The sequence below is a fragment of the Sorangium sp. So ce375 genome (assembly GCF_051473855.1).
Classification (GTDB): domain Bacteria; phylum Myxococcota_A; class Polyangia; order Polyangiales; family Polyangiaceae; genus Sorangium.
Genome location: NZ_CP150335.1, coordinates 2,370,637 through 2,397,515, shown reverse-complemented (window position 1 = coordinate 2,397,515; position 26,879 = coordinate 2,370,637). Strand labels below are relative to the sequence as shown.

The following is a 26,879-nucleotide window of genomic DNA, read 5'->3' as shown; positions in this document are numbered from 1 at the left end:
TGTGGCGCGCGACGAAACGTCCCAGGTGGCATGGCCCGAAGGGAGACATGCCGGGCGGTGGTGCATGCGCAAGCTCCCCCGCCCCAGCCTCGGCGGATGGCCGAGCGCCCACCCGCGCCCTGCCGCGCGGAGATCCCCTCCGGCGCGTGCCCCCAGGATCTCCGCCCTCCCCTCGCCTCGCGCCCCGAGCCCGCGAGCCCCCGAGCCTCAGTCCGGCATCGCCCGCGGCGCAGGCGGCGACGCGCCCCGCATCGACTTCTGGTACTCGAGCGCCTGCTTCGCATAGTCGTCCCGCTTCATCTTCGCGTACGCCTTGGCGAGCTCCCCGTAGATCTCCGCCGCGTCCCCGGGCTTCGACCCGGACAGGAGCGCGCTGTTCAGCTCGTAGATCGCCGACACGTGCCGCCCCGTGCGCGCCAGCGCCCGCGCATAGAGCCGGTGGATCTCCGGGTTCGCCACGTCGACGAAGATCGCGCTCTCGCCGACCTTGCGCGCCTCCTCCCACGCGCCGCGCTCCACGAGCAGCCGGAGAAGCCGCCGCCAGACGCGGCGATCGTGCTGATCGAGGAGCGCGAGCCGGCGCAGCGCCGAGAGCTCGCCCGCGGCGTCCTTCTGCCGGTGCGCGAGGTCGTAGAGCCCCTGGAGCGGCTCGGCCTGCGTGGGATCCTGGCGCGACGCCGCCTCGAGGTTCGCCTTCATCTTCGCCGCGTCCTTCTTCAGCTCGGCGAGATCGGCGAGCTTCATCCGCACGACGTAGCCGTCGTGACCGTCCGCGATCATCTTGCTCAAGAGCCTCGCCGCCTCGTCGTGCTTCTTCTCGGCGAAGGCCGCCCGCACCTTGATGTAGATCGCGTCGGGCTGCTTCGGGTCGATGCGGAGCGCCTCCGCGAGCACCGCCTCGCCCTCCTGGCGCTGACCGTCCTCGAACAGCGCGAGCGCGAGCTCGACGAACCGCCTCGCGTCCTTCGGGGCGCTCGCCGCCGCCTTGCGCGCCTCGTCGAGCGGCGGCGCGTGAAGATCCGGGACGTACTGCTTCTCGTAGCGCTCGAGGCGCGGCTTCAGCCACGCGCGGAAGCGCCGATCGAGCTCCTCCGCGCTGATCCCCAGGGACTCCTTCACCACCTCCGGCGTCCGCTTGCCCGCGGCCCACCGGGGCAGCATCGAGACGACCTTCGGAAAGCCGAACTCGTCCACCATGAAGACCACGATCTGGCTCGCCGCGAAGTAGGCCATCGTCACGTCCTCGATGCTGTCGACGTGCGTGAAGGCCCGGTTGAACCCGTCGACCGCCGGGATCCTCCCCCCCTTCAGGGCGGCGAACAGCGCCGGATCTTCCTCGCGGTGCCACTCCGGCCGCCGCACGATCGTCTCGTACTCGCTGAGCCCCTCGGTGAACCAGCGCGGGACGTGGTTCTTCGAGAGCTGGATCGCGAAGACGTGCCCGAGCTCGTGCCACAGCACGTTCCCCCAGTTGAACTCCGCCGCCGCCGGGCTCAGCGCCGCGAGCGTCTGGCCGAAGCAGACGCCCTGGATGCCCACGTTGGGCAGGCCGCTCGTCCTGACGCTGAAGTTCTCCGTCGACGCGTAGAGCTCGATCGAGACGGGGACCTTCGGCGTGAAGCCGTAGCGCTTCACCATCGAGCCCCAGGCCTCCTCGAGCATGCGCGGCACGTACCGCTCGAGGATCGCCCGCTCCTGCTTGGAGTAGCGGACGCGGAACGTCTGGCCGTCGACGGTCACGTACTGCGTCGCGATGTCCTTCTCGTAGAGGTTCAGCGTGTTGAAGACCCGCACGTTGAAGCGGTCCTTGTCCCACGCCTGCTGGAGCGAGAGCACGCCGCTCTTCTCGTCGCCGGCGCGGATCAGGTTCAGCCCGAGCGTGGCGTGCGCCTTCGCGTCGTCCGGATCGACCTGCGTCGCCTCCCCCATCATCTTGACGATGTCGTCGTAGCGGTGCTCCCACTCCGCGAACTCGCCGACGATCTGGAAGAACCGCGAGAACTGCGGGTTCAGGCCGAGCACCTTCGCCTTGATGGCCTCGAAGCCGGCCGCGTCGTCGGCGAGGAAGCGGCCCGCCGCCTTGATCGAGAGCAGCGCGAGGTCGTTCGGGTTCACCTTGAGCCCGCGGTCTGCCGCTGCGTCCGCGGCGTCGATGTCCATGTCGCGGAGCGCGAGCCCGGCGCGAACGAAATAGGCCTCGGCGAGGTTCGGGTTCACGGAGAGCGCCTGCGCGACCTCGCTGTCGGCGCCGCCGAAGTCCATCGCGTTCTCGAGCTTGATGCGCGCCATGGCGACGCGGGAGAGCGGGTCCTTCGGGGCGAGCTTGAGCGCCTCCTTCACGACCTGCCCGGCGTGGCCGGGATCGTATTTGTCGAGGAACAGCTCGGCCCGCCAGAGCAACGTCTCGACCCGCTGCTTGCCGCCGACCTTCTCGGCCGCGTTGAACGCGTCGTTCGCGTCGCGCGCGCTCCGGAGCAGGTGCGCCGCGCGCCCGACCAGCGACAGCCCCTCCGCGTCGCCCGCGGTGATCTTGTCGTCGTTGTAGTCGTCGATGATCGTCATCAGCGGCGCGCGGGCCTCGCCCCGCTTGCCCGACTGGATCAGGAGCTCGCCGAGCACGAGCCGCGCGCGGCGGGCCTCGTCCTCCCGCTCCACCTCGCGCGCCGCCGCGATAGCCTCCGCCATCTTCCCGCGGCGCGCGAGCGCCTCGGCCCGGAGCGGCGCGGCGGCGATCCGCGCTTCTTTGCCGAGCGCGGCGGCCGCCTTCGCCGTCTTCGCCGCGTCGTCGTAGCGGCCGGTGAGCAGCTCGATCCGCGCCTTCGCGAGCAGCGCCGCGGCGCGCTCCTGCCCGCCCTGGAGCGCGACGACGATCTTCTCGGCGCCCGCGTAGTCGCCCTGCGCGACGAGCGCCTCCGCGCGCGAGAGCGAGGGAGGCGGCTCGCCGGAGGCGAGCGCGGGGGCCGCGCAGGCGGCGGCAACGAGGAGAGCGGCAAGAGAGCGGCGGATCGAGTGGCTTCGCATGTCACCCCGTGCGCAACCGTGCGCACCCATTCGTGTTCGTGCACAACCGTACGTAAACGAACGCAGACGAACGCAAACGAACGCAAACGAACGCAAACCTACGCTGAGAAGTGGCGCCCGGTCGAGCCGGGCAAGGCCATCGTAGCTGACGCCACCGGCGCAACCGAGCGGCGAGAGGCCGAGCATGCGCGACGGCGCGAGGGCGTGCCAGGTCGCGCGCTCCCGCGATCGTGGTATGCGGGCGTCCATGGCAAGCAATCTCGCCGGGCAGGTCGTTCTCATCACGGGCGCGTCCTCGGGCATCGGCGAGGCCCTGGCCCGGGAGGTCGCCCAGCGCGGCGGCCGGGTCGTCCTCGCGGCGCGACGGTCCGAGCGGATCGACGCGCTCGCGACGGAGATCCGGCGGTCCGGCGGCGAGGCGCTCGCGGCCCCGTGCGACGTCACGCGCGACGGCGACGTGGAGCGCGCCGTCGCGCAGGCGAGCGAGGTGTTCGGGCGGCTCGACATCGCCATCGCGAACGCCGGGTTCAGCGTGGCGGGGCGCGTCGAGGACCTCACGCTGGACGATTTCCGCCGGCAGCTCGAGACCAACGTCTTCGGCGCGCTGCGCACCGTGAAGGCCGCGCTGCCGGAGCTCAAGCGATCGCGCGGCGGCGTCGCGCTCGTCGGCAGCGTGAGCGGCTACCTCGCGGTCCCCGGGGTGGGCGCCTACACGATGAGCAAGTTCGCGGTGCGCGCCCTCGCCGAGACGCTGCGCGCGGAGCTCCACGCCGACGGCGTCGCGGTGACGCACGTCGCGCCAGGGTACGTGGCGAGCGAGATCCGCCAGATCGACAACGCAGGCAACCTGCACGAGGGCGCCACGGATCCCGTGCCGCGCTGGCTCGTCATGCCGGCGCACACGGCGGCGCGGCAGATCATGGACGGCATCGTCGCGCGGCGCGCCGAGGTGATCGTCACCGCCCACGGGAAGCTCGCGGTGTCGCTCTCGAGGCACGCCCCGGGGCTCCTCCGCGCGACCGCGTCGAGGCTCCCGCGCAAGCGCCGCGTCAGCGAGCGCTGAGCCGGCGCGGCGCCGCTTACGGGGCGGCCTGCGCGAGCTCGCGCCGGACGAGCGCTTCCAGGGCGTCGATGAAGCGCGGCCGCGCGTTCACGGCCGGCGCCCGCTCCAGCCGGGCGAGGCCTGCCTCCCGGGCGAGCACGTGCGCCTCCACGTCGAGATCGTAGAGCGTCTCGACGTGATCCGCGACGAAGCCGATCGGCGCGATCAGCGCCTCTCGCACGCCGCGCGCGGCGAGGCCGTCGAACGTCGATCGCAGATCCGGACCGAGCCAGGCGTCGCCGGTCATGCCCTGGCTCTGGAAGGCGACGAGCACCGGGTTCCCGCGGGAGGCGATGCGGCGCTCCACCTCGGCGGCCATCGCGCGGAACTGGCGCTCGTACGGATCTCCGGCGGCGATGATCCGCTGCGGGAGGCTGTGGGCCGAGAGGATCACCGCCGCCTTCGCCCGGCTCTCCTCGGGGAAGCGCGCGAGCGCCTCGTCGATCACCTCGACGAAGGCGTCGATCAGCGCCGGCTCGAGCCCCCACGGTGGCACGCACCGGACCTCCATGCCGTCGAGCTCGGCGGCCGCGTCGCGGACGACGGCGTGGTAGACGTCGACGGACTGCGGCGCGAGCGGCAGCGAGACGACGCGCCTCACGCCGCTCCTGTGCAGCGCTCCGAGCACCTCCGCCGGATACGGGTGCCAGAGGCGCCCGGCGATCGCGACCGGGAGACCGAGCCGAGCGGCGAGCGCGTCCGCCTGGGCCTGCGTGATGCGCATCAGCGGCGAGCCGCCGATCGCCTGGAAGCGGCGGCGCACCTCGTCGACAAGCTCCGGCGGGGCCGGCCGGCCGCGGCGGATGTTGGCGAGGAACCCGGGCAGATCTTCGATCCGCTCGACGGTGCCGTGGCAGCTGAGGAGGACGGCGTTGGTCACGGCGCCACTTTACATCGCCCACGCGCGGAGCAGCGCGGTCCTATGGCCCGCGCGCGGAGCAGCGCTGCCCTCGCCGGCGTTCGAGGGGACGGGCCTCGCTTTCGGTGGCTCACCAGGGCGGCGCCGCCGCTCGCTGGCGGCGGCTCACTTCGCGTCCCAGGCGACGACGACGCGGTCATGGTCGATGAGGCCGTTCTTCTTGCGGGCCAGGTGCTGCGCGACGACCCGATCGCCGGCTTCGTAGATGCGCACCTCCATGAAGGCCAGCCCATCGTCGGTCTCGATTCCGTCCAGGATCTCGGTCGAGTCCAGCTGACGCTCCCAGCCCGAGACCGGATCGCGGAAGAGCTCGCTCTTGAGCCGCTCCATGATCGCTTGCCTCCCGCTGGTGACGCTGGGGTGGGCCGGCGGATCGCGGCCGCTCACCTCCTCGATCACAGCGTCCTCCGCATAGACCCGGGAGAGGGCCTCGATGTCCTTGCCCCTCAGGGCGCGGGTGATCTCTGCAAGCAGTCCGCCGTTCACCCGCTGGGCCAAGGGTCGCGTCCGCGCCGAGCCTTCCATGCACGCTTGCATGGGACGCGGCGGTGCGGGCGTCGAGCCCGGGACAGGGCGGTGCCGCGACGGCGGCACGGGGCCGCTCCGCGACGGCGTCAGCGGGCCGCGATGAGACGGTGCCAGCGGTGACAGGGCAGCGCTGAGCTCGCTGGAAGGCTCTCTCCATGCTCGCCCGCCGAGATCGCGCGGCAGGCGGCGAGTTGCAGCGCTTGGACGGACGTGATGAATAGGGAGGGTTATGACGCAGCGCCGCACGGTCGTGCTCGCCGATCTCCACCTCGTGCGCCAGACGCCGCGCGACGTGACCGCCGACCTTGCCCGGTTCGTGGAGGCCCACAGGGGAGCGCGCATCGTTGTCGCGGGCGATCTGTTCGATCTCTCCTCCGAGTCGCCCTGGATGCCCCGTCCGCGCGCGCTGCGCGAGGCGCTGTCCGCGCATCCGATCGCGAGGGCCGCGCTCGCCGAGCACCTCGACCGAGATGGTGAGCTCTGGCTGGCGGGTGGCAATCACGACGCCGAGGTCGGAGCGCCCGACTTCCCCGTGGCGCTGGCGGAGGCGCTCGGGGTGGTCGGCGAGGCCCGGTCGCGGATCCGGACGACGCCGTGGTTCTTTCGCGAGGGGGCCATCCACCTCGAGCACGGCCACCTGTACGATCCGGACAACGCCCCGGCTCACCCGCTCGTGGTCGGCGAACGCAGCCTCGGCGTTCACTTCGTCGAGGAGTTCATCGCGCCGACCGGCGCGCACCGGTATCTGCAGGCGAACGACCAGACGCCGCTCAGCTTGTTCCTGTCGGCGTTCACCTGGTACGGCCCTCGCGCGCCCTACGTCATCTACCGCTACTTCCATGCGGCGATCGGCGCGATGTTGAAGAGCGGTCCGCTCTACCGCGCGGGAGGCGAGGCGACGGTGGGGGCCGCGGCGGTGGAGCGGTTCGCGCACGAGCTCAGCGTGCCGCGCGCGATGGCCGACGATCTCCTCGGGCTCGCGGCCACGCCGACGCTCGAGAGCGCGGCGCGCACGTTCACGCGGCTCTACTTCGATCGCGTGATCGCGACCTTGTCGATGGGCGCCGGGATCGCGGCGCTCGGGCTCGGCGCGCGGGGAACCGGCGCCGCAGCGGTCGGGCTCGGCGCATTGCTGATGGGCGTGAGCTGGGCGAGCGGGCACAACCGCTACGCCGGCACGGTCGCGGAGCGGCTGGCCGAGAGCGCCAGCCGCGTGGCGAGGACGACCGGCGCGAAGCTTGTCGTCTTCGGCCACACGCACCGGGAAGCGCTCGGCGACGGCTACGCCAACACCGGGAGCTTCTCGTTCCCTCGCACCGCCCCCGGCAGGCCCTACGTGGAGATCGAGGGTTCGCCGGACGCCCCGCGCGCCGTGAGCCGCTTCTGGAAAGCCGTGGCCTGAACCGCGAGAAGCGCCGTCGCTCGCTCAGCTGCCGCTGGCGTGTGCGGTGAGCGCGCCCTCCACCAGATCGAGCGCGAGCGGGACGTCCTCTTCCGGGATCGGCGCGCCGCCTAACATCGCTGCCAGCAGCCGCTCCCTCGGCTCCGGGCGCAACACGACAGGGCCGCCGCCACAGGCCCGGCACACGAGACCACCCCGCGCCGGGTCGACACAGGCCGACTGCGTCGTGTCGCAGGCGCGCCCGCAACGGACGCACTGCGCGAGCTCGAGGCCCCAGCCGAAAGCGACGAGCAGGCGCAAGCCGGTCTCCGCCAGCAACGCCTGGGGAGGGGCCGAGGACACCTCGTCGAGGCGGTCGAGCAGCTGGTTCAGCTCACGCCACGCCGCCTGCTCGGCGGTGTGCGCCGGAGCGATCTCCCGCACCCAGCGCAGCGCGCGCCCGGCCACCTCGAGGCGCTCGAGATCCCCCGCCAGACGCAGACGCGGGCGCTCGATCGCAGCCTCGGTGAGCTGAGCGAGATCGGCCCCCGGACGGATCTCCAGGGTCACGCGGAGCAGGTGCATCGGCTCGAGCGCCGGGAAGCGCTTGGACGAGCGGCGCGCGCCACGCGCCGTGGCGGAGATGAGCCCGCCCTGCTCGGTGAAGAGCCCGACCAGGAGGTCGGCTTCTCCGAAAGGGACACGCCGGACCAGGAGCGCCCCGGTCCGAAGGCGCTCCGTCCGCGGGCGAACCGAGCGAGGCATGGCAGGGTGCGGAGGGTGACAGCGCGAACCGCGGCGAGCGCGCGGCGAAAATTTGGCCCTCAGGCCGAGAGGAAGGTACTCGCCCTCGCGAGGGTACCCTCCGAGAGCTCCGGCGGCATGTCGTGGCCGCGGGGCCGGAGCACAATGCTGAGCGCGAGCGTGAACAGGATGAGCAGGAGCACGAACGCTATCGCGACCCCGAAGCGCCTGCTCTGCGTGCGGCGCGCGGGCGCCGCGATGGGCAGGGGTGTCACGAGCGCGATCCGGCGGCTCGCCGTGTATCGGGCCAGCACCTCCTCCATCGGGAGCGAGACCGCGCGAGCGTACGCCTTCAAGAACCCGCGAACGAACACCTCGCCAGGCAGGTCGTCGAAATGATCTGCCTCGATTCGCTCGATGGAGATCACAGGGATGCGCGTGGCGCGGGAGACTTCCTCCACGCTCATGGCTCGGGCCTCACGCGTGCGTCTCAGGTAGCGTCCGATCGACTCCATCCCATTCCACCCATCGTCATTCGGTCGTCACTCTACTCACCCTGAGAACCGTTGCTCAACCCCCTAGCGCGCCCCGAGGTACTTCTTGGAGAGGCGCGCCGAGGCGCTATTGCAACGTCTGTAACTGTGCAGCACAGCGCTGCCCTACCGGCGTCGTCGCGTCGATCTCCCGGCACCGCTCGAGATCGGCGCGCGCGTCGTCCACGAGCCCTCTCCTCTCGGCGATGCGGGCGCGCGCATCGAACGCGTCCTGCAGCCGCGTACACTCCGGCTGGTCGGTCTCGACCGCCCTGGTCAGCGCCTCGCGCGCCAGATCGAGCTCGCCCCGCTTCTCGTAGGCCAGGCCGAGCCGGTACTGCCCCACGCAGAAGAGCGGCTGCGCGGCGACCGCGCGGCGTAGCGCGTCGATCGCCTCGTCGTTCCTGCCCTTGAGCAGGTACGCCCAGCCGAGGTTACCCCACGATTTCTCCGGCGAGGCGTAGAGGATGTCCTCGGTGAGCGGCTTGAGCACCGCGATCGCCTCGTCGTAGCGCCGCTGATGCACGAGGATGACGCCCAGCACGTTCTTCGCGTCCCGCATCTCCGGGTTGGCCTCGAGGGCCCGCCGCGCCATCTTCTCGGCGCTGTCGAAGCGGCAATCGCTGGAGTGAGCGTCGCCCGCGCAGAAGCCGAGCAGGATCAACGCGCCCAGATAGGCCGCCTCGGCGTTGTCCTCGTCGAGCGAGAGCGCCTCCTCGACGTGCGCCAGCGCCTCGCGCAGGCGGCTGCGCTGGAACGCGTCGCGCGCGAGATCGTACTCCGCGATCGACCGCGCATCGCTCGACTGCGCAGCGGGCTGCGCGCCGCCGCACGCCGCGAGCGCGAGCGGCGATAGCGACAACAGCGACCCCACCGACACGACAGCGACCGCGCTGCGGATGCACCCCGCGCGGGTCGCTGCTGTCCTGTGTCGCTGCGAGGTCATGTGCGATCTTGAATCCGCTGCTGAACGATGCCGCAGCGCGGCACATCGTCGGGGCGAAACGTCGTCTGCCCTGCGGGGACCCCTGAGTAAACCAGGCCGCCTGTCACGTCAACCAGCGAATCTCGCGAGAAGACGCGGCGCGTCCTCGGGATCCCGATTCGTCTTCCAGCAGGTGTCAGGGCGGCGTAGGATGAGTGCGCAGGCGATTCCTGGTCGTCACTGTTCACCGCGGATCTCGTCCTTGAGACCCAGCAGGCCGAACAACCGCCGGAGCGCCTCGATATCGGGGATCTCGAGGCGCTCGTCCGCGACGCGCAGGTACTGGCCCTCACGGAGCTGCTGCACGGCGCGCTTCACCGTGTCGACGTCGAGGCCGACGCGGGTGGACAGCTCCATGGGCGAGATCGCGAACGAGGCGCCGTTCGAGGGGGCGCCGCTCGCGGCGCGCGACTGCTGCGCAAGCTTGAGGAGCGCGTTCACCACCTTCGACTGCGTGTCGGTGAGCATCATGATCTCGATCTGGTCCTCCGCGTCGCGGAGCCGACCGACGAGCTGCTTGATGATGCGCATCGCGACGCCCGGGTTGCGCTCGACGAGGTTCTGCAGCGTGCCCTGATCGAGCGCGAGCGCGACCCCGCGGGACAGCGCGATCGCCGTCGACGAGCGCGCCGCGCCGCCGAGGAGCGCGGATTCGCCGAACAGATCGCCGGGCTTCAGGACCATCAGGCTGCGCTCGGCGCCGCGGACCTTCTTGATGAGCCGGACCCGCCCCTCCTCCAGGAGGTACGCCTCGGTCCCGGGCTCCCCCTCGCGGAAGATGACGTCGCCCGCCTCGAACGGACGGCCAAACCGGGCGCGGAGCCGCTCGGGATCGGGCCCCGACTCGGCCGGCTCCACGCGGGCGGCGAGCGCCTCCGGGTCGGCGGGCGGCGCGGCTGGGACGGAGCGGGAGCGCGCAGGCTCCGCTGCCACGACGGGCGGCGGGGCGCGCTCTGCGTCGCTGGGGCTCGAGGCCTCGCGCTCCGCGTCGGGCGCGGCGCCGTCCCCTTCAGGCGGGCTGATCATCGGGGCGGAGTGTATCCCAGCTCGGCCGGCTTCGCGTCCGGCGCGCGCACATAGAGCGGCTCGAGGAGCTCCGGGTCGAACGGAGCCTCCGCTCGCCCGCGCTCGCCGCCCGCGGCGGCGGCCCGGAGCCGGTCGATCGCGAGGCGTCCGATCCATGCTGCGTCGGGGAAATCCAGCGCGTCGCCCCGCGCGGCGAGCGGCCGGAGCGCCTCGATCTCCTCGGCGACGGCGCCGACCACGACGATCCGGCGCCCCGCGGCGAGCTCGGCGATGACATCGAACGCCGCGTCGCGCGGCAGGTGTCGCGGCGGGATCGAAGGCGCCAGCGCGGGCCCGTCGAACGCGGCGAGGAAGACCTCGCCCTTCTTGGCGTCGATCAGCGGGACCAGCAGATCGCCGGGGCTCGCCGCGCCTCCGGCGAAGGCGGCGGCGGCCATCGCCTCCAGCGAGGTGACGCCGGCGATCGGGACGTCGAGCGCGAGCGCGACGCCCTTGGCCGCCGCGACCGCCACCCGGACCCCGGTGAACGAGCCGGGCCCCACGTCGCAGCCGAGCGCCTGGATCGCCGCGGCCGGGAGGCCCGCCGCGGCGAGCACCTCGTCGACGGCCCCGAAGATGCGCTCTGCGTGCCCGTGCAGATCGGCGTAGGTCGTCGCCGCGAGCAGCCGCGCGCCGGCGGCCGGCGCCGCGGCGGGGCCGGCGGTCGAGAGGGCGCCGCGCGACGCCGTCGCGGCGTGGAGATCCACGTCCGCTGCGTCGAAGAGGGCGGCGCTGCCGCGCGGGGTCGAGGTCGAGAGGGCGAGGAGCTTCAAGGCGCGCTCGGGAACGTTGCAGCCGCGGTGCTGTCTGGCAGAACCTCGGGAGGAGGGCAACGAGCTTCGGCGAGGCGCTGGGCCGCTGCCCGTCCGACTGGGTCGAAGGGCGGGTGCGAGCCGATGCGCGATCAACGAGCGATGCTGCCGGCGCTCCTCGTATCGGCGCTCGTCCACCTGGGCGCCTGGGGATCGGCGCGGCTATCGCCCGAGGTGTCCGCCAGCGTTCCCGCCTCGCCGCCGGCGGAGCGCGAGCCGATCGATCTCTGGACCGGGCTCACGGCCGCGCTGCCGGGCAGCAGCGGCGGCGCCGCGCGCCCGAGCGACGCTCGCAGCGAGCGCGACGGGCGCGACGAGACCGGCGGGCCGACGAGCGCGCCGCCGGCGCGCGCTCCGACCGATGCCGCCCGGCCTGCGGCGCCTGCAGAGCGCAGCGCAGAGGTCGGCGGCGAGCCGGCGCCGCCCATGACGGCCGCGCCGCGCAGCCAGGCAGCGCCTCAGCCGAAGGCGACGCCTCGCCCCAAGGCGACGCCCCGACCCGCGGAGAGACGCCCAGGGCCCGCGGCGGACGGGGAAGCCGGCCCACCGGCGCGCTCCGCCGCCGCGCGGACGAGCGCCGGCGCCGGCGAGGACGGAGAGGGCGACTTCGGAGCGGCCGGCGTGAGCGCGGCGCGCAACCTCGGGCGCGCCTTCACGAGGGCCATTCCGCCCGCCTGCCAGGCGGATCCGATCTGGGCAACGCTCCCGCCGGGAAGCGCGGGGAAGGCGCGCTTCGTGATCGACATCGACGACGTCGGGCACATCACGGCGTGGCGTCCGGAACCGGAGGCGAATGAGGCGAATGAGGCGAATGAGCCGCCCGCGCGACACCTGAGCAACCTCGCAAAACGGACGATCGCGCTGCTCGGCGGCGGGACGTTCGCCGTCGCGAGGGGCGCCGTGACGGCTGGCAAGCAGACGCTGGAGGTGAGCGCCGTCGTCCGCGTAGGCGTCGACGCTGGAGAGACAGGCGCTCCTGCCGATCTGGCGTGGCGCTTCGAAGGAGGCCGCGGAAAGGCGTCGTTCGCGCAGCCCGGCGGTCGCCTGGTGGAGGTCGTCGTCCAGGTGGTGCGCACGGAGGTCGCGCGCGGCGCGCCGCCGCCGGGCTGAGCGGCCAGCGCGCAGGCGCGTGCGCCGCCTCGTCCGGACCACCGCGCCGCTGCGGCCGGCGCGCTCTCCAGCGAGCGGTCGTCGCGCTCTTGCGGTCTCGCCTCGAGGCTCTACGTCCGGCGCGTGGGACGGCTCCGCGCTGGCGCATGGGCGTGTGTCGGGATCCTCGGAGCCGCGCCGCTCGCTGCCTGCGGCGACCGGGCAGCCGCGCTCTCACCCCCTGCGGCGCCGCGCGGCGAGGCGAGCGCGCCGTGCTCGATGCTGCGCGTCGACGCGCCTCCCGAGCCGCCAGCGGCCCGCGGCGCGGTGCCGCTGCCTGCGCTTGTCGAGCAGGTGCGGCCGGTGGTGGTGACCATCACCACCCTGCGCGCGCCGTCGTTCCCGGACGGGCGCGCGAGCCCGACGCCCCTGTTCGAGGGCGGTGCGCAGCGGGTGGAGCGGGCGATCGGATCAGGGTTCGTGATCGCCGAGGAAGGGCTCGTGATGACGAGCGATCACGTGATTGGCGACGCGTTCGGCATCGAGGTGCAGCTCTCGGACGAGCGCTCCTTCAAGGCGACCGTGGTCGGGCGAGATGCGACGCTCGACGTGGCGCTGCTGAAGCTGATCGGCGCGGGGTCGCTGAAGGTCGCCGCCCTGGGCTCGAGCGCTCCGGTCCGGCCAGGCGACGGCGTCATCGTGTTCGGGAGCCCGTTCGGGCTCGGACCGACGGTGACCCGGGGCATCATCAGCGCAACGTCGAGGCCCATGGGCACGGGGAGCCTCGACGGCTTCCTCCAGACCGACGCCGCCATCAACCCTGGAAACAGCGGCGGGCCGCTCTTCGACGCGGCGGGGCGGGTGATCGGCATCGCGACGGCGATCCACGCCGATGGCCGCGGCATCAGCTTCGCCCTGCCGATCGACGAGGTCCTGGAGATCCTCCCCGAGCTGCGGGAGACGGGGCGCGTGGACCGAGGGCGCCTCGGCATCAGCTTCCAGGAGGTGACCCACCAGCTCGCGCGGGTGCTCCGGCTGCCAGGCCGGATGGGCGCGCTGATCACGGAGGTCGAGCCGGAGGGCCCCGGGTCGCGGATGGGGTTCAAGCCGGGCGACGTGATCACGTCGGTCGAGGGGCGCCGCGTCGAGCACGCGCGCGAGCTCGCGCGCATGCTCCGGAGGACAAAGCCGGGAGACGAGGTGGAGCTCACCTACAAGCGCGACGGCGCGGACCGGCGCGCGACGGTGACCCTCGATCGGTCGGCCCTCCACGAGCCGCCGCCGAGCCGGCTCGCGCCGGACGAGCGCGCGCCGAGGGACGCCGAACAGCCGCCGTTCGGCGTGCTGGCGAGCGACGCGATGGGAGGGGCGCGCATCGAGTCGATCGCGCCTCGGAGCCCTGTGGCCGGCAACCTCGAGGTGGGCGACGTGGTGCTCGACCTGAACGGCGCGCCGGTGCGTGGCGGCGCCGACCTGACCGCGCGCCTGGGCGCGGCGGGACACAAGGATCTCCTGTTGCGGGTGCGACGCCACGGATCGCCCCGCTACCTCGCGGTCCCGGCGCGCTGAGCGGGCGTCGCTGCTGCGAGCTCGGGTCGGCGCGCGGAGCGCGGGCGGCATCCCCCTGCCTCACGTCGACATGCCCGCCGAGCGCGGGCTACATGCCCGCGGGGGACGCTGCTACGTTACGCCGCATGGGAGCTTCGGCAGGCGCGACGTGCCCGATTTGCCGCAAGTCGGCGGGGCCCAGGCCCGAGAACCCGGCCTTTCCGTTCTGCTCGCCTCAGTGCAAGCTGGTGGACCTCGGCCGCTGGCTCGAGGGGGGCTACCGGATGCCTGGCCCACCCGTTTCATCGACAGGGGACGACGAGATCCTGGAGTCGAAGGTGCGGACAGACGGGCTCGACGGCAACATCCAGGAAGAGGACGAATGATCGCTCGTCGCGCGCTTTGCTTGCTCACCGTGCTCACGTCGGTCTCCGTGTCGTCCGCCGCCGCGGCGCAGCAGGGGCCGCCGCCGCTCCCGGGGACCTCGCCGAGCGGCGGCGCCGGCGCCACATCGCCCGCCGGCGCCGCGGCCGCGCAGCCGAGCCCGTACGATCCGTCGATGCAGGCCGGAGGGTTGGCGCCGCCCCCTCCGATGACCGCGCCCGAACCGGAGCCCGCCTCGCCGGACGGCGGCACGGAGCAGCGCCTCGACGAGGCCAAGGAGCGGGATTCGGGGCGCGGGCTCGAAATCGTCTGGCTGAACGTCGAGGGAGGTTACGAGAACGTCGGTCTCCAGACGTTCAACATCGACGAGGACAACTTCACGGCCGGGTTCGTCTCGAGCGCGGCGAACGGGGGTGTCATCGGCGCCGGCGTCGGGGTCCGGCTCCTGTACTTCACGCTGGGCGCCCGCGGACGGGTCGGGCTCTTCAGCGACTGGCAGCTCTTCCGCCTCGGCGGCGAGGTCGGCATGCACCTGCCGCTCGGCAAGCTCGACCCGCACGTCGATCTGGGCTTCGGCTACGCCGGCCTCGGCAGCGTCAAGAGCGCGGTGAGCGGCGCAGCCGACGCCATCGCGATCCGCGGCTTCTACGGAAGGATCTCCGGAGGGCTCGACCTCTACCTGTCGCCGGTCTTTTCGCTCGGCGCGAACGCGAGCTGGGAGCTCCTGGCGCTCACCCGACCGGGGCTCTCCTCGGCCGCGATCGAGGAGATCAGGAGCGGAGCCGCGGCACCTCAGCAGGCCAAGGCCGATCTGCTCGCGGCCGAGGGCTCCAGCGTGGGCTCGGCGCTGGCCCTGACCGCGGTCGCCGGGCTCCACTTCTAGCCGCAGCGAAGCCCGCTCCACGGCCCCTCCCCTCGCGCCCATGAACGCCGCCGCCGCGCTCCTCTGGCTCGTCACCGTCGCCGCGCCGCTCGGGGGGCTGGCCGCGCTCCTCGTCGGGTCGCAGCGCCTCTATGGCAGGCGCCGGTTCGCGGTGGGGACGGCGCTGCTCGGCGCGCTCGCGTTCGTGCCGGCGCTGCTCATCGAGGGCTTCCTCCAGCGCTGGCAAGGCGTCGACAAGACCGCCAGCGCGCTCGACGCCGTCACGCTCATCTACATCTTCGTGGTGGCGGCGCCGCTGGAGCAGGGGCTCAAGGTGGCCGCGGTGGCGCCGATGGCCCGGCTGCGCGCCGTGGACGAGCCGTTCGATGGGCTCGTGTACGCCGCCGCCGCGGCGCTCGGGTTCGTGTCGGCCCACAACGCCGTGTACCTGTGGGGCCGGCCGCTGCCGTCGATCGACATCCTGCGGGCCCTCCTCGCCGTGCCGGCGCACCTCTTCTTCGCCTCGCTCTGGGGCTACGCGCTGGGCCGCGAGCGCACGCGGCCGCTGGGCGGCCGCCGCTTCAACGCCGCGTGGCTCGGCGCGATGCTGCTCAACGGCGCGTACGACTACATCGTCTTCGCGTGCCAGCCGGTCGCGCTCTTCATCGCGGCGCCGGTGCTCCTCGGCACAGGCCTCGCGGCGTTTCTTGCCGCGCGCGATCTGCTCCGCCGAGGCGCGTCGCCGCACAGCTCCCAGCGCAGGGAGCGCCGCTTCCTTCCCCGCATCGCGCCGCCGTCGCTCGGCACGCTGCGCGAGGCGCTGAGGCGAACCGAACGGCCGGTGACGCTCACCTGGATCGCCTTCGGCGCGCTCGTCACGGTCGGGGTGATGACGACCACGCTCGCGCTCGCGGTCGCGCTCGGCCACCGCTTCGGCGTCGACTTCGCGGCGGTGGACCGCGGCGACGCCTCGACCGCCGCGGCGGCGCCGCTCCTGCTGCTGGTCGCGGGGGCGATCGCGGCCTTTCCTTTCGCTGGCTACCTCGTCGCCCGGGCCTCGTCGACGGGCAGCGTCCTTGAGCCGGCCGCGTCGGCGGCGCTCGCGATCCTGGGCTCTCTTGTGCTGCTCGGCCTCGCGGCGCCCGTCGCCGTCGTGTTCGCGGCCGCGCTCGCCCCGATCGCCTTCAGCCTCGCGTGCGCGGGCGCCTGGATCGGCACGACGCGGTGAACGCGGCGCAGGCTCGCGCCCGGCGCCAGATCCCGCTGGTTTGCTGAGCGCGCGCGCCGCGTGCGAGAGCGGCCGGCCCAGAGCCGTCGTCCTCGTGCAGCTCCGCCTCGATCGCCCTGGCGGCTGGCCAGAGCGCACGCGACAAGCGCTACGCGGTCGCCGCCTTCGCTGCTGGCTGGTGCTTGGCCACCTCGTCCTGGAACCTGCGGAGCAGCTCCTGCGCTGCAGGCGACAGGTTCCGCGGCACCTCGACCTGGATGACGACCTGGAGCGCTCCGCGCCCGCGACCGTCGATGCGGGGCGCGCCCTTGCCCTTGACCGAGATCACCTCGCCGGGCTGCACGCCCGCCGGGACCTCGACGTCGACCACCGTGTCGTCCGGCAGGTCGATCTTGACCGTGCTGCCGAGCGCCGCGTCCGCGAAGGAGATGGGCGCCCGCGTGATGAGATCGAGCCCGTCGCGCTCAAAGCGCTCGTCCGCGGCGAGATCGACGTCGACGTACAGATCTCCGGGCGGCGCGCCCTGCGCGCCCGGCATGCCCTGGCTCGGCACCCGGAGCCGCTGGCCGCCGTCGATGCCGGCCGGGAAGCTGACGAGGACCTTCCGCGTCTTCTCGACCGCCCCGAACCCCTTGCAGACGCCGCACGGCGTCTTGATGACCGACCCCTCGCCCGAGCACTCAGGGCAAGTCTGGGTGAACATCACGAAGCCGCGCGAGGTCGAGACCTGTCCGGCGCCGCCGCATGTACCGCACGGCTTGCGCTTGGTACCCGGCTTCGCGCCCGAGCCGGAGCACTCCTCGCACGCCACCGGCGTGCGAAGGACGACCTCCCGCTTGCAGCCGAGCAAGGCGTCCCGCAGCGAGAGCCGCTGCTGAACCCGGATGTCCTGGCCGCGCGCCGGCCCGCGCCGCCGGCGCTGCCCGCCGCCGAAGCCGCCGAAGAACTCCGAGAAGATGTCCTGGAAGTGGGAGAAGATGTCGCTGTCGGCCGCGCCGCCGATCCCCTCGAGACCGGCGTGCCCGAACTGGTCGTACCGCCTGCGCTTCTCCTCATCGGAGAGGACCTGGTACGCCTCGGTGGCCTCTTTGAAGCGGGCCTCCGCCGACGCGTCGCCGGGGTTCCGGTCCGGATGGTTCTTCAACGCAGCCTGACGATAGGCCTTGCGAATGTCGTCAGGCGTCGCGTCTCGCGCGAGGCCAAGAACTTCGTAGAAGTCGCGCTTTTCACTCATGAATCGTGGACCGCCGCGTCGATCCTGCCCGACAGCGGGCACAGGCGCCGGCAGACCATAAGTCGTCGCGCGCGCCTGTCAACGCGTAATACAGCGTGAACGCTCGCGGTGGCCGTGCACCGAGAGGTCTTCCGCGCTGGCTGCGACGCTGCTACTGGCCCCGGCGCTGGAACGCGGGGGTGTCCCAGTCGGAGTCGAGCGGCGGGACGAAGCTCGCGCGGTCGCGCGGTCCGCCGCCCGCCGTCTGCACCTGCGGCGCGGGCCGGCGCGTGGCCGGATACGCGACCTCTTCGTGCCGGTGCGGCTGGCGCTGCGTCATGGGCATGGGAGGAGCGCTCGGGGCAGAGCGGCCCGACATCGGCCCGCCCGCCGCCGCGGCGAGCGACGCCCCGATGGAGTGCGCGGTGGCGCGCGGCTGCGCGGCGCTCGCGAGCTGCTGCGGGACCTCGGCGACGAGGTGATCGAAGCCGGTCGCGATGACCGTGACCTTGATCATCTCGCCCATGTTCTCGTCGATCGTCGCGCCGAAGATGATGTTCGCGTCCTCGTGCGCCTGCTCCTGCACGAGCGTCGCGGCCTCCTCGATCTCGCGCATCCGCATGTCGGGGCCGCCGACGATGTTGATGAGCACGCCCGTCGCGCCCTCGACCGAGATGTCGTCGAGCAGCGGCGAGCTGACGGCCATCTCGGCGGCGAGGCGAGCGCGGCCCTGCCCCTTCGCGCAGCCGGTGCCCATGAGCGCGCGGCCCATGTTCGACATCACCGTCTTCACGTCCGCGAAGTCGACGTTCACGATCCCGTTCTGCGTGATGAGATCGCTGATGCCCTTGATCGCCTGATAGAGGACCTCGTCCGCCTTGCGGAACGCCTCGACGAACGAGAGGTCCTCGTCGCCTAGCGAGAGGAGCTTCTGGTTCGGGATCGTGATGAGCGTGTCGACGTGCTCCGCGAGCATCGCGAGGCCGAGTTCGGCGCGGCGTGAGCGCTGCTTGCCCTCGAAGAAGAACGGCTTCGTCACGACGCCGACGGTCAGGCAGCCCTCCTCGCGCGCGAGCTGCGCGATGACCGGCGCGGCGCCCGTGCCCGTGCCGCCGCCCATCCCCGCGGTGACGAACACCATGTCCGCGCCCTGGAGGCACTCCTTCACCCGCGTCACGTCCTCGAGCGCCGCCTTGCGGCCCTTCTCGGGATCGGCGCCCGCGCCGAGTCCGCGCGTGACGCTCGCCCCGATGTGGAGCTTGGTCGGCGCGAGGCTCGATCCGAGCGCCTGGGCGTCGGTGTTGACGACGATGAACTCCACGCCCTCGAGGCCGAAGTTGATCATCGTGTTGACTGCATTGCCGCCAGAACCGCCACAACCGATGACCTTGATCCGGGCGTCGTACCCGGTGTGCTCGTCGGCAAACTCGATGGAGAAACTCATGAACTCCTCCCGGGGATGTACAGCTAGCCGCTCGGCCCGGCGCCGACCCCCGCGAAGGTCGAGCTGCTCGGAACCCTAAATGCGCGAGGACGTCCTCGCTCCGGACGGCGTTCAGAGGGGCGCCTCTTCCCCTTTGAACGCCGCGTTTCAAACCCTCTTGACTTCGAGTTCAAGAGGGATCGCCAGTGCGCTCTCCGACCCTCTCAAACCCAATTGTCTAACAACTTTCTCTTGCCACGTCATGCCTAGAATGCTGCTCGAAGCCAGTTCCAGAACCTCCCGCCCGACCTCTTTTCAATCATCATTTCTTCGACGACATCTCGACGCGACTCGCGCTCGCGGAGCTTCTCGCGACGGATCTCCGCGCGTCCGGCGTGGCCGGCGTCGAGCGTCACCGGCGTGAGCGCGCGCGCCTGCGCGAGTGCGTTGGCGCCGTACTGAACGAGGCCCACGCCGGTCGCGTACTGCGGGCCGGCCACGAGCTGCGTGATGCCTCGCACGCCGACCGGCACGCCGAGGCGCACGGGCATCCCCAGGATCTCCTCGGCGAACTCCGTCATCCCTTCCATCAGGACGCCGCCGCCGGTGAGCACCGCGCCGGCCGAGAGCTGCTCGAGCATCCCCGTGTCCTCGATCCGCTTGCGGATGACCGCGAAGATCTCCTCGACGCGCGGCTCGATGATGTCCGACAGGACGCGGCGCGCCGACTTGCGCGGCAGGTGCCCGCCGACGCCGGGGACCTCGATCTCCTCCTCGTCGCCCACCATTCGGCCCAGGGCGCAGCCGGCGTTGCGCTTCAGGCGCTCGGCCTCGCCCATCGGCGTGCGCAGCCCGGCGGCGATGTCGGCCGTCACGTTGTTGCCGCCCGCCGGGATCACGCTGGCGTGCGCGATTCCGCCGTCCACGTAGAGGAGCAGGTCGGTCGTACCGCCGCCGATGTCGATGATGGCGACGCCGATCTCCTTCTCGTCCTCCGAGAGCACCGCCTCGGCGCTGGCGAGCGGCTCGAGCACCACGTCGGCCACGGTGAGGCCGCAGCGCTCCGCGCAGCGGACGACGTTCTGCACGCACGAGGTCGCGGCGGTGATCAGGTTGACCTTCACCCCGAGCCGGACGCCGCTCATCCCGACCGGATCGCGGATGCCGTCCTGGTTGTCGACCGTGAACTCGCGCGGCAAGACGTGCAGGATCTGACGGTCGGCGTCGACCGGGATGGCCCGCGCGCCCTCGAGGACCCGCTCGACGTCCTGCCGCGTGACCTCGCCGCCCGAGACCGCGGCGACGCCGTCGGATTGCTGGCAGCGGATGTGGCTGCCCGCGACGCCGGCATACACGGTGCGGATCTCGACGCCCGCCATCGTCTGGGCGGCCTCGATCGCCTCGGCGATCGAGCGCACCGTCCAGTCGATGTTGCTCACCACGCCCTTCCGCAGGCCGCGGCACGGGACGTTGCCCACCCCGAGGATGGTGATCCCATCAGCGTCGATCTCGCCCACGACCGCCGAGACCTTGGTCGTCCCGATGTCGAGGCCGACGACGATCTCAGTAGTCTCCATCCGGCTCTTCATTGCGTGCACCACCTCATGCGGGGACGAGCCCCATGCGCGTGTAAGGCGGGCACGACGCTGCCATGAGCCAGCAGCACCGGCCAAGTTTTGCTCGGCGATCGCCGGCGCGGGGAATGGGCCCGATGGCGCTCATCTCATCCTCACCACGACGCGCTCGGGGTGCGCGTCGTTGTCGACGAAGATGACCGACGCGTTCGCCTTTCGCTGGGCGAGCTCGGTGAGCACCCGAGAGGCCTGGGCGACCTTGTCCCGGTAGGGCGGCTGCCCGAGGTGGATCGCGATCGCCTCCTTGCCGACGGTGACGACGGTCGAGCCGTCCCGCTCGACGTGGAGCTCCTGGATCGGATGGCGGCGCGCGACGCCCGCGCGCTCCATGTCGTCGACCACGTCGAGCAGGCGCCGGACCGCGATGACGACGCCGGGGCGATCCCGCGCCACCTGCTCGCCGGTGATCCCCGTGACGATCGGGAGGTCGACCGGGTCGTCCCCGGCGAGCTCCTTGAAGAGCTCGCCGTCGCGCGTCGCGAGGTAGAGCTCGCCGCCGATCGCCACCATGGCCTGCGCCTCCCGCTCGACGACGTCGACGTGGATCGTCGAGGGGAGCTTGCGCGTGACCGTCGCCTTCTCGATCCAGGGGTCGGAGGCGATCGAGGCGCCGGCGAGCTCGAGATCGAGCGTGAAGATGTTCTTGCCGACCTCGATGCCGCCGGAGCTGGCCACCTGCTCAGCGGTGCGGCGCTGGACGCCGTCGACGAGCACCGTGCGCACGGCGAAGCGAGGGCTCGACACGATGTAGCGGCGCGCGCCCCACGCGACGGCGGTCGAGGCGACGAGCACGACGGCGGCGCCCGCGAGCAGCTGCAGCGCGCGGAGGTGGCGCGAGATCGGCCGCCGAGGGCGCGCCTCCGCGGGCGCGCCGTCCTTCGCCGGCGGGCGCGGCGGGCGCACGGAGACGCTCGTCGCGGGCGGGGGCGGCGACTCGTGCGACGACGGCGTCGCCGCGCGGACGCGCTCGTTCTTCGGCGCCGCCGCCGGCACGGGCTCGGGCTTCGAGCCGCGCGCGGCCGCGGCCCGGACCGGCGGCGACGCGGGCACCGAAGGCAGCGAGCGGCGGCGGTTCGGCGGGGGCGCGCTGGGACGCTCGGTCATGAGCTGCCCTCCTGCGGCGGCGCCTTCGCCTCGAGCCGCGCCTTGAGCCCCCGCACGCACGCGTTCACGTCGCCCGCGCCGAGCGCGATGACCACGTCGCCCGGGCGGACGATCTTCTCGAGGGCCTCCGGGAGGTCGGCCTTGTCGGCGACGAAGCGCGCGTCGTGGTGGCCATGCTCCCGGATCGACTGGACGAGGCGCTCCGCGGTGACGCCGGGGATCGGCGGCTCGCCCGCGGCGTAGATGTCCGTCACGAGCAGGACGTCGGCCTGGTTGAAGGCGCGCGTGAACTCGTCGAAGAGATCGCGCGTGCGGGTGTGCCGGTGCGGCTGGAAGGCCACGACGACGCGGTGATCCTCGCCGGGGAACGCCCGGCGGGCCGCGTCGATGGTGGCGCGGATCTCGGCCGGGTGGTGGCCGTAGTCATCGATCATCGTGACGCCGCCGACCGACCCGACGACGGTGAAGCGGCGAGCGACGCCGCCGAACGTGGCCAGCGCCTGCTTCGTGACGTCGAGCGGCACCTCGAGCTCGTCCGCGACCGCGATGGTGGCGAGGCAGTTCAGGACGTTGTGCGCGCCCGGCATCTTCACCGTGAAGCCGCCGAGCGGCTCCCCGCGGCGGTACGCGTTGAAGCTCGTCTCGAGGCCGCGGAACTGGATGCCGCGCGCCGAGTAGTCCGACTGCGGCGAGACGCCGTACGTGACGTGGCGGCGCGGGATGCGCGGGAGCAGATCCTGGACGTGGGGGTGGTCGAGGCAGAGCACGGCGAGCCCGTAGAACGGGACCCGCGCGGCGAACTCGACGAAGGCGTCCTTGATGCGCTCGTGCGTGCCGTAGTGATCGAGGTGCTCGGGGTCGATGTTGGTGACCACCGCGATCGTCGGGGTGAGCCGCAGGAACGATCCGTCGCTCTCGTCGGCCTCGGCGACGAGCAGATCGCCGGCGCCGAGCCGCGCGTTCGTGCCGAGCGCCGCCATCTTGCCGCCGACGACGACGGTGGGATCGAGGCCGGCGGCGCGCAGGACCGTGGCGACGAGGGAGGTCGTGGTGGTCTTGCCGTGCGAGCCCGCGATCGCGACGCCGTACTTCACGCGCATCAGCTCGGCGAGCATCTCCGCGCGCCCGATCACCGGGGTGCCGAGCGCGCGCGCCTCGGTGAGCTCGGGGTTGTCGGGGCGGATGGCGCTCGAGTACACGACGACATCGACGCCGCGGACGTTCTCGGCGCGGTGGCCGACGTCGATCCGGACGCCGAGCGACGTGAGCCGCCGCGTCGTCGAGCTCTCCTTGAGATCCGAGCCGGAGACCTCGAACTCGAGCGAGCGCAGGATCTCGGCGAGGCCGCTCATCCCGACGCCCCCGATGCCGACGAAATGGACGTGGCGAACGCGACCGCGGAACATCAGCCTGCCTCCTCAAAGCCGAGGCCGGCGCCGGGCGGCGCGGCCTGGTTCGTCGCGGCGCTGCGCTGCGCCTCGTGAGCGCGCCCCGCGCGACCGCCGAGGGTGGGGAAGCGCAACGCGCGGTGGCGCGGAGCCCGAGCGAGCTCGAGCAGATCGGCGGCGACGCGCGCCGCGGCGTCCGGCGTGCCGAAGGCCGCCGCGGCGTCCGCCATGCGGGCCCGGAGCGCCGGGGCGGCCGCGAGCCGGGCGATCTCGCCGGCGAGGCGCGCCTCGGTGGCGTCGGCCTGCGCGATCGCCACCGCGGCGGAGGCCCGCTCGAGGGATTGCGCGTTCCTCAGCTGATGGTTGTCGGCCGCGAACGGGTACGGAACCAGGATCGAGGGGCGTCCCACGGCGCAGAGCTCGGCGAGCGTCGACGCGCCAGCGCGGGCGATCACGACGTCGGCCGCGGCGAGCGCCTCCGCCACGTCGTCGATGAAGGGGACGACGCGCGCGCGCCCCGCGAGGCCGAGCTCGGCGTAGAGCGATCGGACGGCACCCTCGCGATCCCTGCCCGTCTGGTGCACCACGTCGAGGTCGACGCCGTGATCCCGGCCTCGCGCGATCGCGCGAGGGACGACGTCGTTCAGCGCAAGCGCGCCCTGGCTGCCGCCGAGCACGAGCAGGCGGAGCTTGCCTTCGCTCGGCGCGTACGGCGCGCGGGCGAAGGCGCGCCGGAGGGGGACGCCGAAGAGGCGCACGGCGCTCGGGCGCAGCGCGCGCGCCGTCTCCGGGAAGGCGACGTACGCGCGATCGACGATGGGCGAGAGCAGCCGGTTCGAGAGCCCGAGGACGCTGTTCGGCTCGAGGATCGCGACCGGCACGCCGAGCGAGCGGGCCGCGAGGGAGACCGGCCCGCCGGCGTACCCGCCGAGCGAGAGCGCCACGCGGGCGTCGAGCCGCTCGACGAGCCTCCTCGCCTCCGGGAGGACGCCGCTCGCGCGGGCGGCGCCGCGCACGAAGCCGGAGAGGCCGCCCCCGCGGAGCGGCAGGACGTGGAGCAGCTCGAGGTCGTCGCCGCGCTCGCGCATCACGCGCACCTCGATGCCGCGCGCCGTGCCGACGTAGACGACGCGCGCGTCGGGCGCCGCGGCGCGGACGGCGTCGCCGACGGCGATCATCGGGAAGACGTGGCCGCCGGTCCCGCCTCCGGCGATCAGCACCGTCACCATGCGCCGCCCTCCTCCGCCGACGCGGCGACCACGGCCGACGCGCTCGGCGCATGCGGCACCGTCGAGGCGCCGGCCTGGCCGCCCTTCTCGGGGGCCACGACGGTCCGCGACCGGCTGATGCTGAGCAGGATGCCCGCGGCCGCGGCGTTCACGAGCAGCGATGAGCCGCCGTAGCTGAGGAACGGCAGCGTGAGCCCCTTCGTGGGGAGGATCGCCATCGCGACGGCGAGGTTCGTCATCGCCTGCACGCCGAAGAGCGTCGCGATGCCGAACGCCATGAAGCTGCCGTAGTCGTCGGCGGCCTCGAGGGCGATCTTCACGCCCCGCGAGACGATGACGAGGTACGCCGCGCACAGGCCGACGATGCCGACGAAGCCGAGCTCCTCGCCGACGATCGCGGACACGAAATCGGTGTGCGCCTCGGGCAGGTAGAGCACCTGCAGCCCTCGCCCGAGGCCGAGGCCGAAGAGCCCGCCCGAGCCGAAGCTCATGACCGACTGGAACGGCTGGTACGCGAGGTCCGCGCGGTTGTTGTCCATGTCGATCCACGCGAGGTAGCGCGCGTAGCGGTAGCCGCTGAAGCGAACGAGCGCGGCGCCGGCGAACGCCAGCAGCATGGAGAACGCGGCGATGTACGGGACGCGCGCGCCCGCCACGAACAGCAGCGTGAAGGTCAGGAAGAGCAGCACGACCGCGCTGCCGAAGTCGGGCTGCTTGAGGCAGAGGAGCATCAAGAGCCCGACCACGATGAGGTGCGGGAGGAAGCCGACGGAGAACGACTTGATGCGGTCGGCCTTCTTCGACAGCGAGTAGGCGAGCCACAGCACGATCCCGAGCTTCGCCACCTCGGCCGGCTGCACGTGGACCGGGCCGAGCGAGATCCAGCGGTAGGCGTTGCCGGCCTTGTGGCCGAGCCCTGCCACGCAGGCGACGAGCATCCCGGTGACGGCGATGAGCACCGGGTACGTGAGGACCTTGAGCCGGCGGTGGTCGACGCGGCTCGTGAGCCACATGGTGACGACCGCGAGGACCGCGTAGACCGCCTGACGCTTGAGGAAGAACTGCGCGTCCTTGTAGCGGACCGTCGCCTCGACGGCGCTCGCGCTGTAGACCATCACCACGCCGAAGCCGATGAGGGCCGTGACGACCGCCGCGAGGAAGGCGTCGACCGGCCCCGACGGGCTCGATCGCACCTTCCAGAAGGCCTCGGCGGCCGCCGCGATCCCGCCCGGCGCCGCCTTCTCCTGGTCCGGGGGACCGACGTGCCGGTTCTTGGGTGCATCGCCGCGCGCGCCGAACGCGCCGCTCCACGACATCACGACGCCACCTCCCCGGCGGCCCCGCCGGCGGCTCCCTGGAGCTCGCGAACCGCGCGGACGAAGGTGTCGCCGCGGTCCTTGTAGTCGCGGAACATATCGAAGCTGGAGCACGCGGGGCTGAGCAGCACCGCGTCGCCCGGCCGGGCCAGGGAGCGCGCCGCGAGGACCGCCTCCTCCATCGAGCCCGCCCGCGCGATCGGCAGGACGCCGGCAGCGGCGGCGGCGATGCGGTCCGCGGCCTCGCCGAGGACGACGAGGGCGCGCCCCCGCTCGCGCAGCGTGGCCACGAGCGGGGCGTAGTCGCCGAGCTTGTCGCGCCCGCCCGCGATCAGGACGGCCTTCGCCTCGCGCAGGCCAGAGAGCGCGGCGACGGAGGCGCCGACGTTCGTCCCCTTGGAGTCGTCGTAGTAGCGGACCCCCCCGACGTCCGCGACGAGCACGGTCCGGTGCGCGAGCCCCTCGAAGCTCGAGAGCGCGTCCGCGATCGCCGCCGCTGGGGCGCCGAGCGCGGCGGCGAGCGCGACGGAGGCGCACGCGTTCGCGAGGTTGTGCGCGCCCGCGAGCCGGACGCGATCCAGCGGGTAGCTCGCGCCGGCGACGCGGTCGACGATCGCGCCGCCCGCGGCGCTCACGTCCGCGCGGGCGTCGCGCGCGCTGAACGTCACGACGCGTGCGCGCCCGCGCGCCGCCTGGCGCGCGACGAGCTCGTCGCCGAACGGCACGACGGCGACGTCCTCCGGCGTCATGCGCTCGAACGGGTTGCCCTTCGCGTCGGCGTACGCCGCGAAGCTCGGGTAGCGGTCGAGGTGATCGTCGGTGATGTTCAGCAGCGCGTGCGCGCGGGCGTGCAGCGTCGGGACGCGCTCCGCCTGGAAGCTCGAGATCTCGAGGACGAGGACGTCCCACGCCTGGTCGACGACCTCGGCGAGGGGGGTCCCGAAATTGCCGCCGACGAAGGTGCGGAGGCCGGCCCGCTCGAGCATCGCCCCCGTGAGCGCCGTCGTCGTGCTCTTGCCGTTGGTCCCGCCGACGAGGACGATGGGCGCCGACACGAAGCGCGACGCGAGCTCGAGCTCGCCGATCACCTCGCGCCCGGAGCGAGCGACGGCGTCGAGCGCGGGGAACGACGGCACGCCCGGCGAGACGACCACGAGGTCGGCGCCGTCGAACAGCGCCGCGTCGTGCCCGCCCAGCGCTAGGACGACGCCCTCGGCCTCGAGGGACGCGGCCGCGGCGGAGAGCCGCTCGCGCGGCGCGCCGTCGTTCGCGATCACGCGCGCGCCGCGCGCGTTCAGGAGGCGCGCGGCCGCGACACCGCTCCGGCCGAGCCCCACGACGATCACTGTTCGCCCGCGGACGTCCATCATG

23 protein-coding genes are annotated in these 26,879 nt (G+C 72.8%); 7 read left to right on the top strand and 16 right to left on the bottom strand.

Annotation, left to right across the window (positions count from 1 at the left end; translation table 11 throughout):
• Positions 1-207 precede the first annotated feature (207 nt).
• Positions 208-3,021, bottom strand: a complete 2,814-nt coding sequence (locus WME90_RS09175; RefSeq protein WP_437280704.1) for a tetratricopeptide repeat protein — start codon at positions 3,019-3,021, stop codon at positions 208-210.
• Between the two features lie 247 nt (positions 3,022-3,268).
• Between WME90_RS09175 and WME90_RS09170 the strand changes: the two genes are divergently transcribed.
• Entirely contained in the window at positions 3,269-4,084 is an 816-nt protein-coding gene (locus WME90_RS09170) for an SDR family oxidoreductase (protein ID WP_437280703.1), read from the top strand.
• 16 nt (positions 4,085-4,100) lie between these two features.
• Here the strand turns inward: WME90_RS09170 and hemH are convergent, their stop codons facing one another.
• Both hemH and WME90_RS09160 read right to left on the bottom strand, forming a co-directional pair.
• On the bottom strand, positions 4,101-5,003 hold the full coding sequence (gene hemH, locus WME90_RS09165) for a ferrochelatase (RefSeq protein ID WP_437280702.1): 903 nt from the start codon (positions 5,001-5,003) through the stop codon (positions 4,101-4,103).
• Between the two features lie 144 nt (positions 5,004-5,147).
• Positions 5,148-5,528, bottom strand: coding sequence for a hypothetical protein (locus WME90_RS09160; RefSeq protein ID WP_437280701.1), 381 nt, complete (start codon positions 5,526-5,528; stop codon positions 5,148-5,150).
• Positions 5,529-5,799: 271 nt separating this feature from the next.
• On the opposite strand from WME90_RS09160, the gene WME90_RS09155 reads away from it, so the two are divergent.
• Positions 5,800-6,972 carry a hypothetical protein gene (locus WME90_RS09155; RefSeq protein WP_437280700.1) on the top strand — a complete coding sequence of 391 codons (1,173 nt, stop codon included), beginning with the start codon at positions 5,800-5,802 and terminating at the stop codon, positions 6,970-6,972.
• A 24-nt stretch (positions 6,973-6,996) separates the two neighbouring features.
• On the opposite strand, the gene recO is transcribed toward WME90_RS09155, so the two are convergent.
• From recO to tsaB, 5 genes are all read right to left on the bottom strand, one after another.
• The gene (gene recO / locus WME90_RS09150) at positions 6,997-7,716 is read right to left on the bottom strand and encodes a DNA repair protein RecO (RefSeq protein ID WP_437280699.1); all 720 of its coding nucleotides are present in this window, start codon (positions 7,714-7,716) and stop codon (positions 6,997-6,999) included.
• Positions 7,717-7,775: 59 nt separating this feature from the next.
• Complete coding sequence (locus tag WME90_RS09145; protein WP_437280698.1) at positions 7,776-8,210, bottom strand: helix-turn-helix domain-containing protein; 435 nt, start codon at positions 8,208-8,210, stop codon at positions 7,776-7,778.
• Between the two features lie 106 nt (positions 8,211-8,316).
• Positions 8,317-9,174 carry a tetratricopeptide repeat protein gene (locus WME90_RS09140; RefSeq protein WP_437280697.1) on the bottom strand — a complete coding sequence of 286 codons (858 nt, stop codon included), beginning with the start codon at positions 9,172-9,174 and terminating at the stop codon, positions 8,317-8,319.
• Between the two features lie 216 nt (positions 9,175-9,390).
• A complete protein-coding gene (locus tag WME90_RS09135) occupies positions 9,391-10,239 on the bottom strand; it encodes a Crp/Fnr family transcriptional regulator (protein ID WP_437280696.1) in 849 nt (282 codons plus the stop codon).
• Positions 10,236-11,051 (bottom strand): tRNA (adenosine(37)-N6)-threonylcarbamoyltransferase complex dimerization subunit type 1 TsaB, encoded by an 816-nt coding sequence (gene tsaB, locus WME90_RS09130; RefSeq protein WP_437280695.1) that lies wholly within the window; start codon positions 11,049-11,051, stop codon positions 10,236-10,238. Before tsaB ends, WME90_RS09135 begins: the two co-directional genes overlap by 4 nt.
• A gap of 123 nt (positions 11,052-11,174) precedes the next feature.
• Here tsaB and WME90_RS09125 point away from each other — a divergent pair, with 123 nt between their 5' ends.
• The 5 genes from WME90_RS09125 (at position 11,175) to WME90_RS09105 (ending at position 16,201) form a co-directional block, all read left to right on the top strand.
• Positions 11,175-12,200 carry a hypothetical protein gene (locus WME90_RS09125; RefSeq protein WP_437280694.1) on the top strand — a complete coding sequence of 342 codons (1,026 nt, stop codon included), beginning with the start codon at positions 11,175-11,177 and terminating at the stop codon, positions 12,198-12,200.
• Positions 12,201-12,323: 123 nt separating this feature from the next.
• Positions 12,324-13,748 (top strand): trypsin-like peptidase domain-containing protein, encoded by a 1,425-nt coding sequence (locus tag WME90_RS09120; protein ID WP_437280693.1) that lies wholly within the window; start codon positions 12,324-12,326, stop codon positions 13,746-13,748.
• A gap of 125 nt (positions 13,749-13,873) precedes the next feature.
• Positions 13,874-14,113, top strand: a complete 240-nt coding sequence (locus WME90_RS09115; protein ID WP_437280692.1) for a DNA gyrase inhibitor YacG — start codon at positions 13,874-13,876, stop codon at positions 14,111-14,113.
• On the top strand, positions 14,110-14,994 hold the full coding sequence (locus WME90_RS09110) for a hypothetical protein (RefSeq protein WP_437280691.1): 885 nt from the start codon (positions 14,110-14,112) through the stop codon (positions 14,992-14,994). Before WME90_RS09115 ends, WME90_RS09110 begins: the two co-directional genes overlap by 4 nt.
• 40 nt (positions 14,995-15,034) lie before the next feature.
• Positions 15,035-16,201, top strand: coding sequence for a PrsW family intramembrane metalloprotease (locus tag WME90_RS09105; RefSeq protein WP_437280690.1), 1,167 nt, complete (start codon positions 15,035-15,037; stop codon positions 16,199-16,201).
• Between the two features lie 148 nt (positions 16,202-16,349).
• Here the strand turns inward: WME90_RS09105 and dnaJ are convergent, their stop codons facing one another.
• From dnaJ to murD, 8 genes are all read right to left on the bottom strand, one after another.
• Positions 16,350-17,435 carry a molecular chaperone DnaJ gene (gene dnaJ / locus WME90_RS09100; RefSeq protein ID WP_437280689.1) on the bottom strand — a complete coding sequence of 362 codons (1,086 nt, stop codon included), beginning with the start codon at positions 17,433-17,435 and terminating at the stop codon, positions 16,350-16,352.
• Between the two features lie 151 nt (positions 17,436-17,586).
• Complete coding sequence (gene ftsZ / locus WME90_RS09095) at positions 17,587-18,858, bottom strand: cell division protein FtsZ (protein WP_437280688.1); 1,272 nt, start codon at positions 18,856-18,858, stop codon at positions 17,587-17,589.
• Positions 18,859-19,103: 245 nt separating this feature from the next.
• Positions 19,104-20,414 (bottom strand): cell division protein FtsA, encoded by a 1,311-nt coding sequence (gene ftsA, locus WME90_RS09090; RefSeq protein WP_437280687.1) that lies wholly within the window; start codon positions 20,412-20,414, stop codon positions 19,104-19,106.
• 141 nt (positions 20,415-20,555) lie between these two features.
• Entirely contained in the window at positions 20,556-21,575 is a 1,020-nt protein-coding gene (locus WME90_RS09085) for an FtsQ-type POTRA domain-containing protein (RefSeq protein WP_437280686.1), read from the bottom strand.
• Positions 21,572-22,981 carry a UDP-N-acetylmuramate--L-alanine ligase gene (gene murC, locus WME90_RS09080; protein ID WP_437280685.1) on the bottom strand — a complete coding sequence of 470 codons (1,410 nt, stop codon included), beginning with the start codon at positions 22,979-22,981 and terminating at the stop codon, positions 21,572-21,574. The genes WME90_RS09085 and murC overlap by 4 nt, the downstream gene beginning before the upstream one ends.
• On the bottom strand, positions 22,981-24,192 hold the full coding sequence (gene murG / locus WME90_RS09075) for an undecaprenyldiphospho-muramoylpentapeptide beta-N-acetylglucosaminyltransferase (protein ID WP_437280684.1): 1,212 nt from the start codon (positions 24,190-24,192) through the stop codon (positions 22,981-22,983). The genes murC and murG overlap by 1 nt, the downstream gene beginning before the upstream one ends.
• Positions 24,186-25,508 (bottom strand): putative lipid II flippase FtsW, encoded by a 1,323-nt coding sequence (gene ftsW, locus WME90_RS09070; protein ID WP_437283585.1) that lies wholly within the window; start codon positions 25,506-25,508, stop codon positions 24,186-24,188. The genes murG and ftsW overlap by 7 nt, the downstream gene beginning before the upstream one ends.
• Positions 25,508-26,878 (bottom strand): UDP-N-acetylmuramoyl-L-alanine--D-glutamate ligase, encoded by a 1,371-nt coding sequence (murD, locus tag WME90_RS09065; protein WP_437280683.1) that lies wholly within the window; start codon positions 26,876-26,878, stop codon positions 25,508-25,510. Before murD ends, ftsW begins: the two co-directional genes overlap by 1 nt.
• Position 26,879: the final 1 nt, after the last annotated feature.

Coding starts and splice junctions, on each gene's coding strand:
- WME90_RS09175 (WP_437280704.1), bottom strand. CDS start 3,021: ATGCGAAGCCACTCGATCCGCCGCTCTCTTGCCGCTCTCCTCGTTGCC.
- WME90_RS09170 (WP_437280703.1), top strand. CDS start 3,269: ATGGCAAGCAATCTCGCCGGGCAGGTCGTTCTCATCACGGGCGCGTCC.
- WME90_RS09155 (WP_437280700.1), top strand. CDS start 5,800: ATGACGCAGCGCCGCACGGTCGTGCTCGCCGATCTCCACCTCGTGCGC.
- recO (WP_437280699.1), bottom strand. CDS start 7,716: ATGCCTCGCTCGGTTCGCCCGCGGACGGAGCGCCTTCGGACCGGGGCG.
- WME90_RS09145 (WP_437280698.1), bottom strand. CDS start 8,210: ATGGAGTCGATCGGACGCTACCTGAGACGCACGCGTGAGGCCCGAGCC.
- WME90_RS09140 (WP_437280697.1), bottom strand. CDS start 9,174: ATGACCTCGCAGCGACACAGGACAGCAGCGACCCGCGCGGGGTGCATC.
- WME90_RS09135 (WP_437280696.1), bottom strand. CDS start 10,239: ATGATCAGCCCGCCTGAAGGGGACGGCGCCGCGCCCGACGCGGAGCGC.
- WME90_RS09125 (WP_437280694.1), top strand. CDS start 11,175: ATGCGCGATCAACGAGCGATGCTGCCGGCGCTCCTCGTATCGGCGCTC.
- WME90_RS09115 (WP_437280692.1), top strand. CDS start 13,874: ATGGGAGCTTCGGCAGGCGCGACGTGCCCGATTTGCCGCAAGTCGGCG.
- WME90_RS09110 (WP_437280691.1), top strand. CDS start 14,110: ATGATCGCTCGTCGCGCGCTTTGCTTGCTCACCGTGCTCACGTCGGTC.
- WME90_RS09105 (WP_437280690.1), top strand. CDS start 15,035: ATGAACGCCGCCGCCGCGCTCCTCTGGCTCGTCACCGTCGCCGCGCCG.
- dnaJ (WP_437280689.1), bottom strand. CDS start 17,435: ATGAGTGAAAAGCGCGACTTCTACGAAGTTCTTGGCCTCGCGCGAGAC.
- ftsZ (WP_437280688.1), bottom strand. CDS start 18,858: ATGAGTTTCTCCATCGAGTTTGCCGACGAGCACACCGGGTACGACGCC.
- ftsA (WP_437280687.1), bottom strand. CDS start 20,414: ATGGAGACTACTGAGATCGTCGTCGGCCTCGACATCGGGACGACCAAG.
- WME90_RS09085 (WP_437280686.1), bottom strand. CDS start 21,575: ATGACCGAGCGTCCCAGCGCGCCCCCGCCGAACCGCCGCCGCTCGCTG.
- murC (WP_437280685.1), bottom strand. CDS start 22,981: ATGTTCCGCGGTCGCGTTCGCCACGTCCATTTCGTCGGCATCGGGGGC.
- murG (WP_437280684.1), bottom strand. CDS start 24,192: ATGGTGACGGTGCTGATCGCCGGAGGCGGGACCGGCGGCCACGTCTTC.
- ftsW (WP_437283585.1), bottom strand. CDS start 25,508: ATGTCGTGGAGCGGCGCGTTCGGCGCGCGCGGCGATGCACCCAAGAAC.
- murD (WP_437280683.1), bottom strand. CDS start 26,878: ATGATGGACGTCCGCGGGCGAACAGTGATCGTCGTGGGGCTCGGCCGG.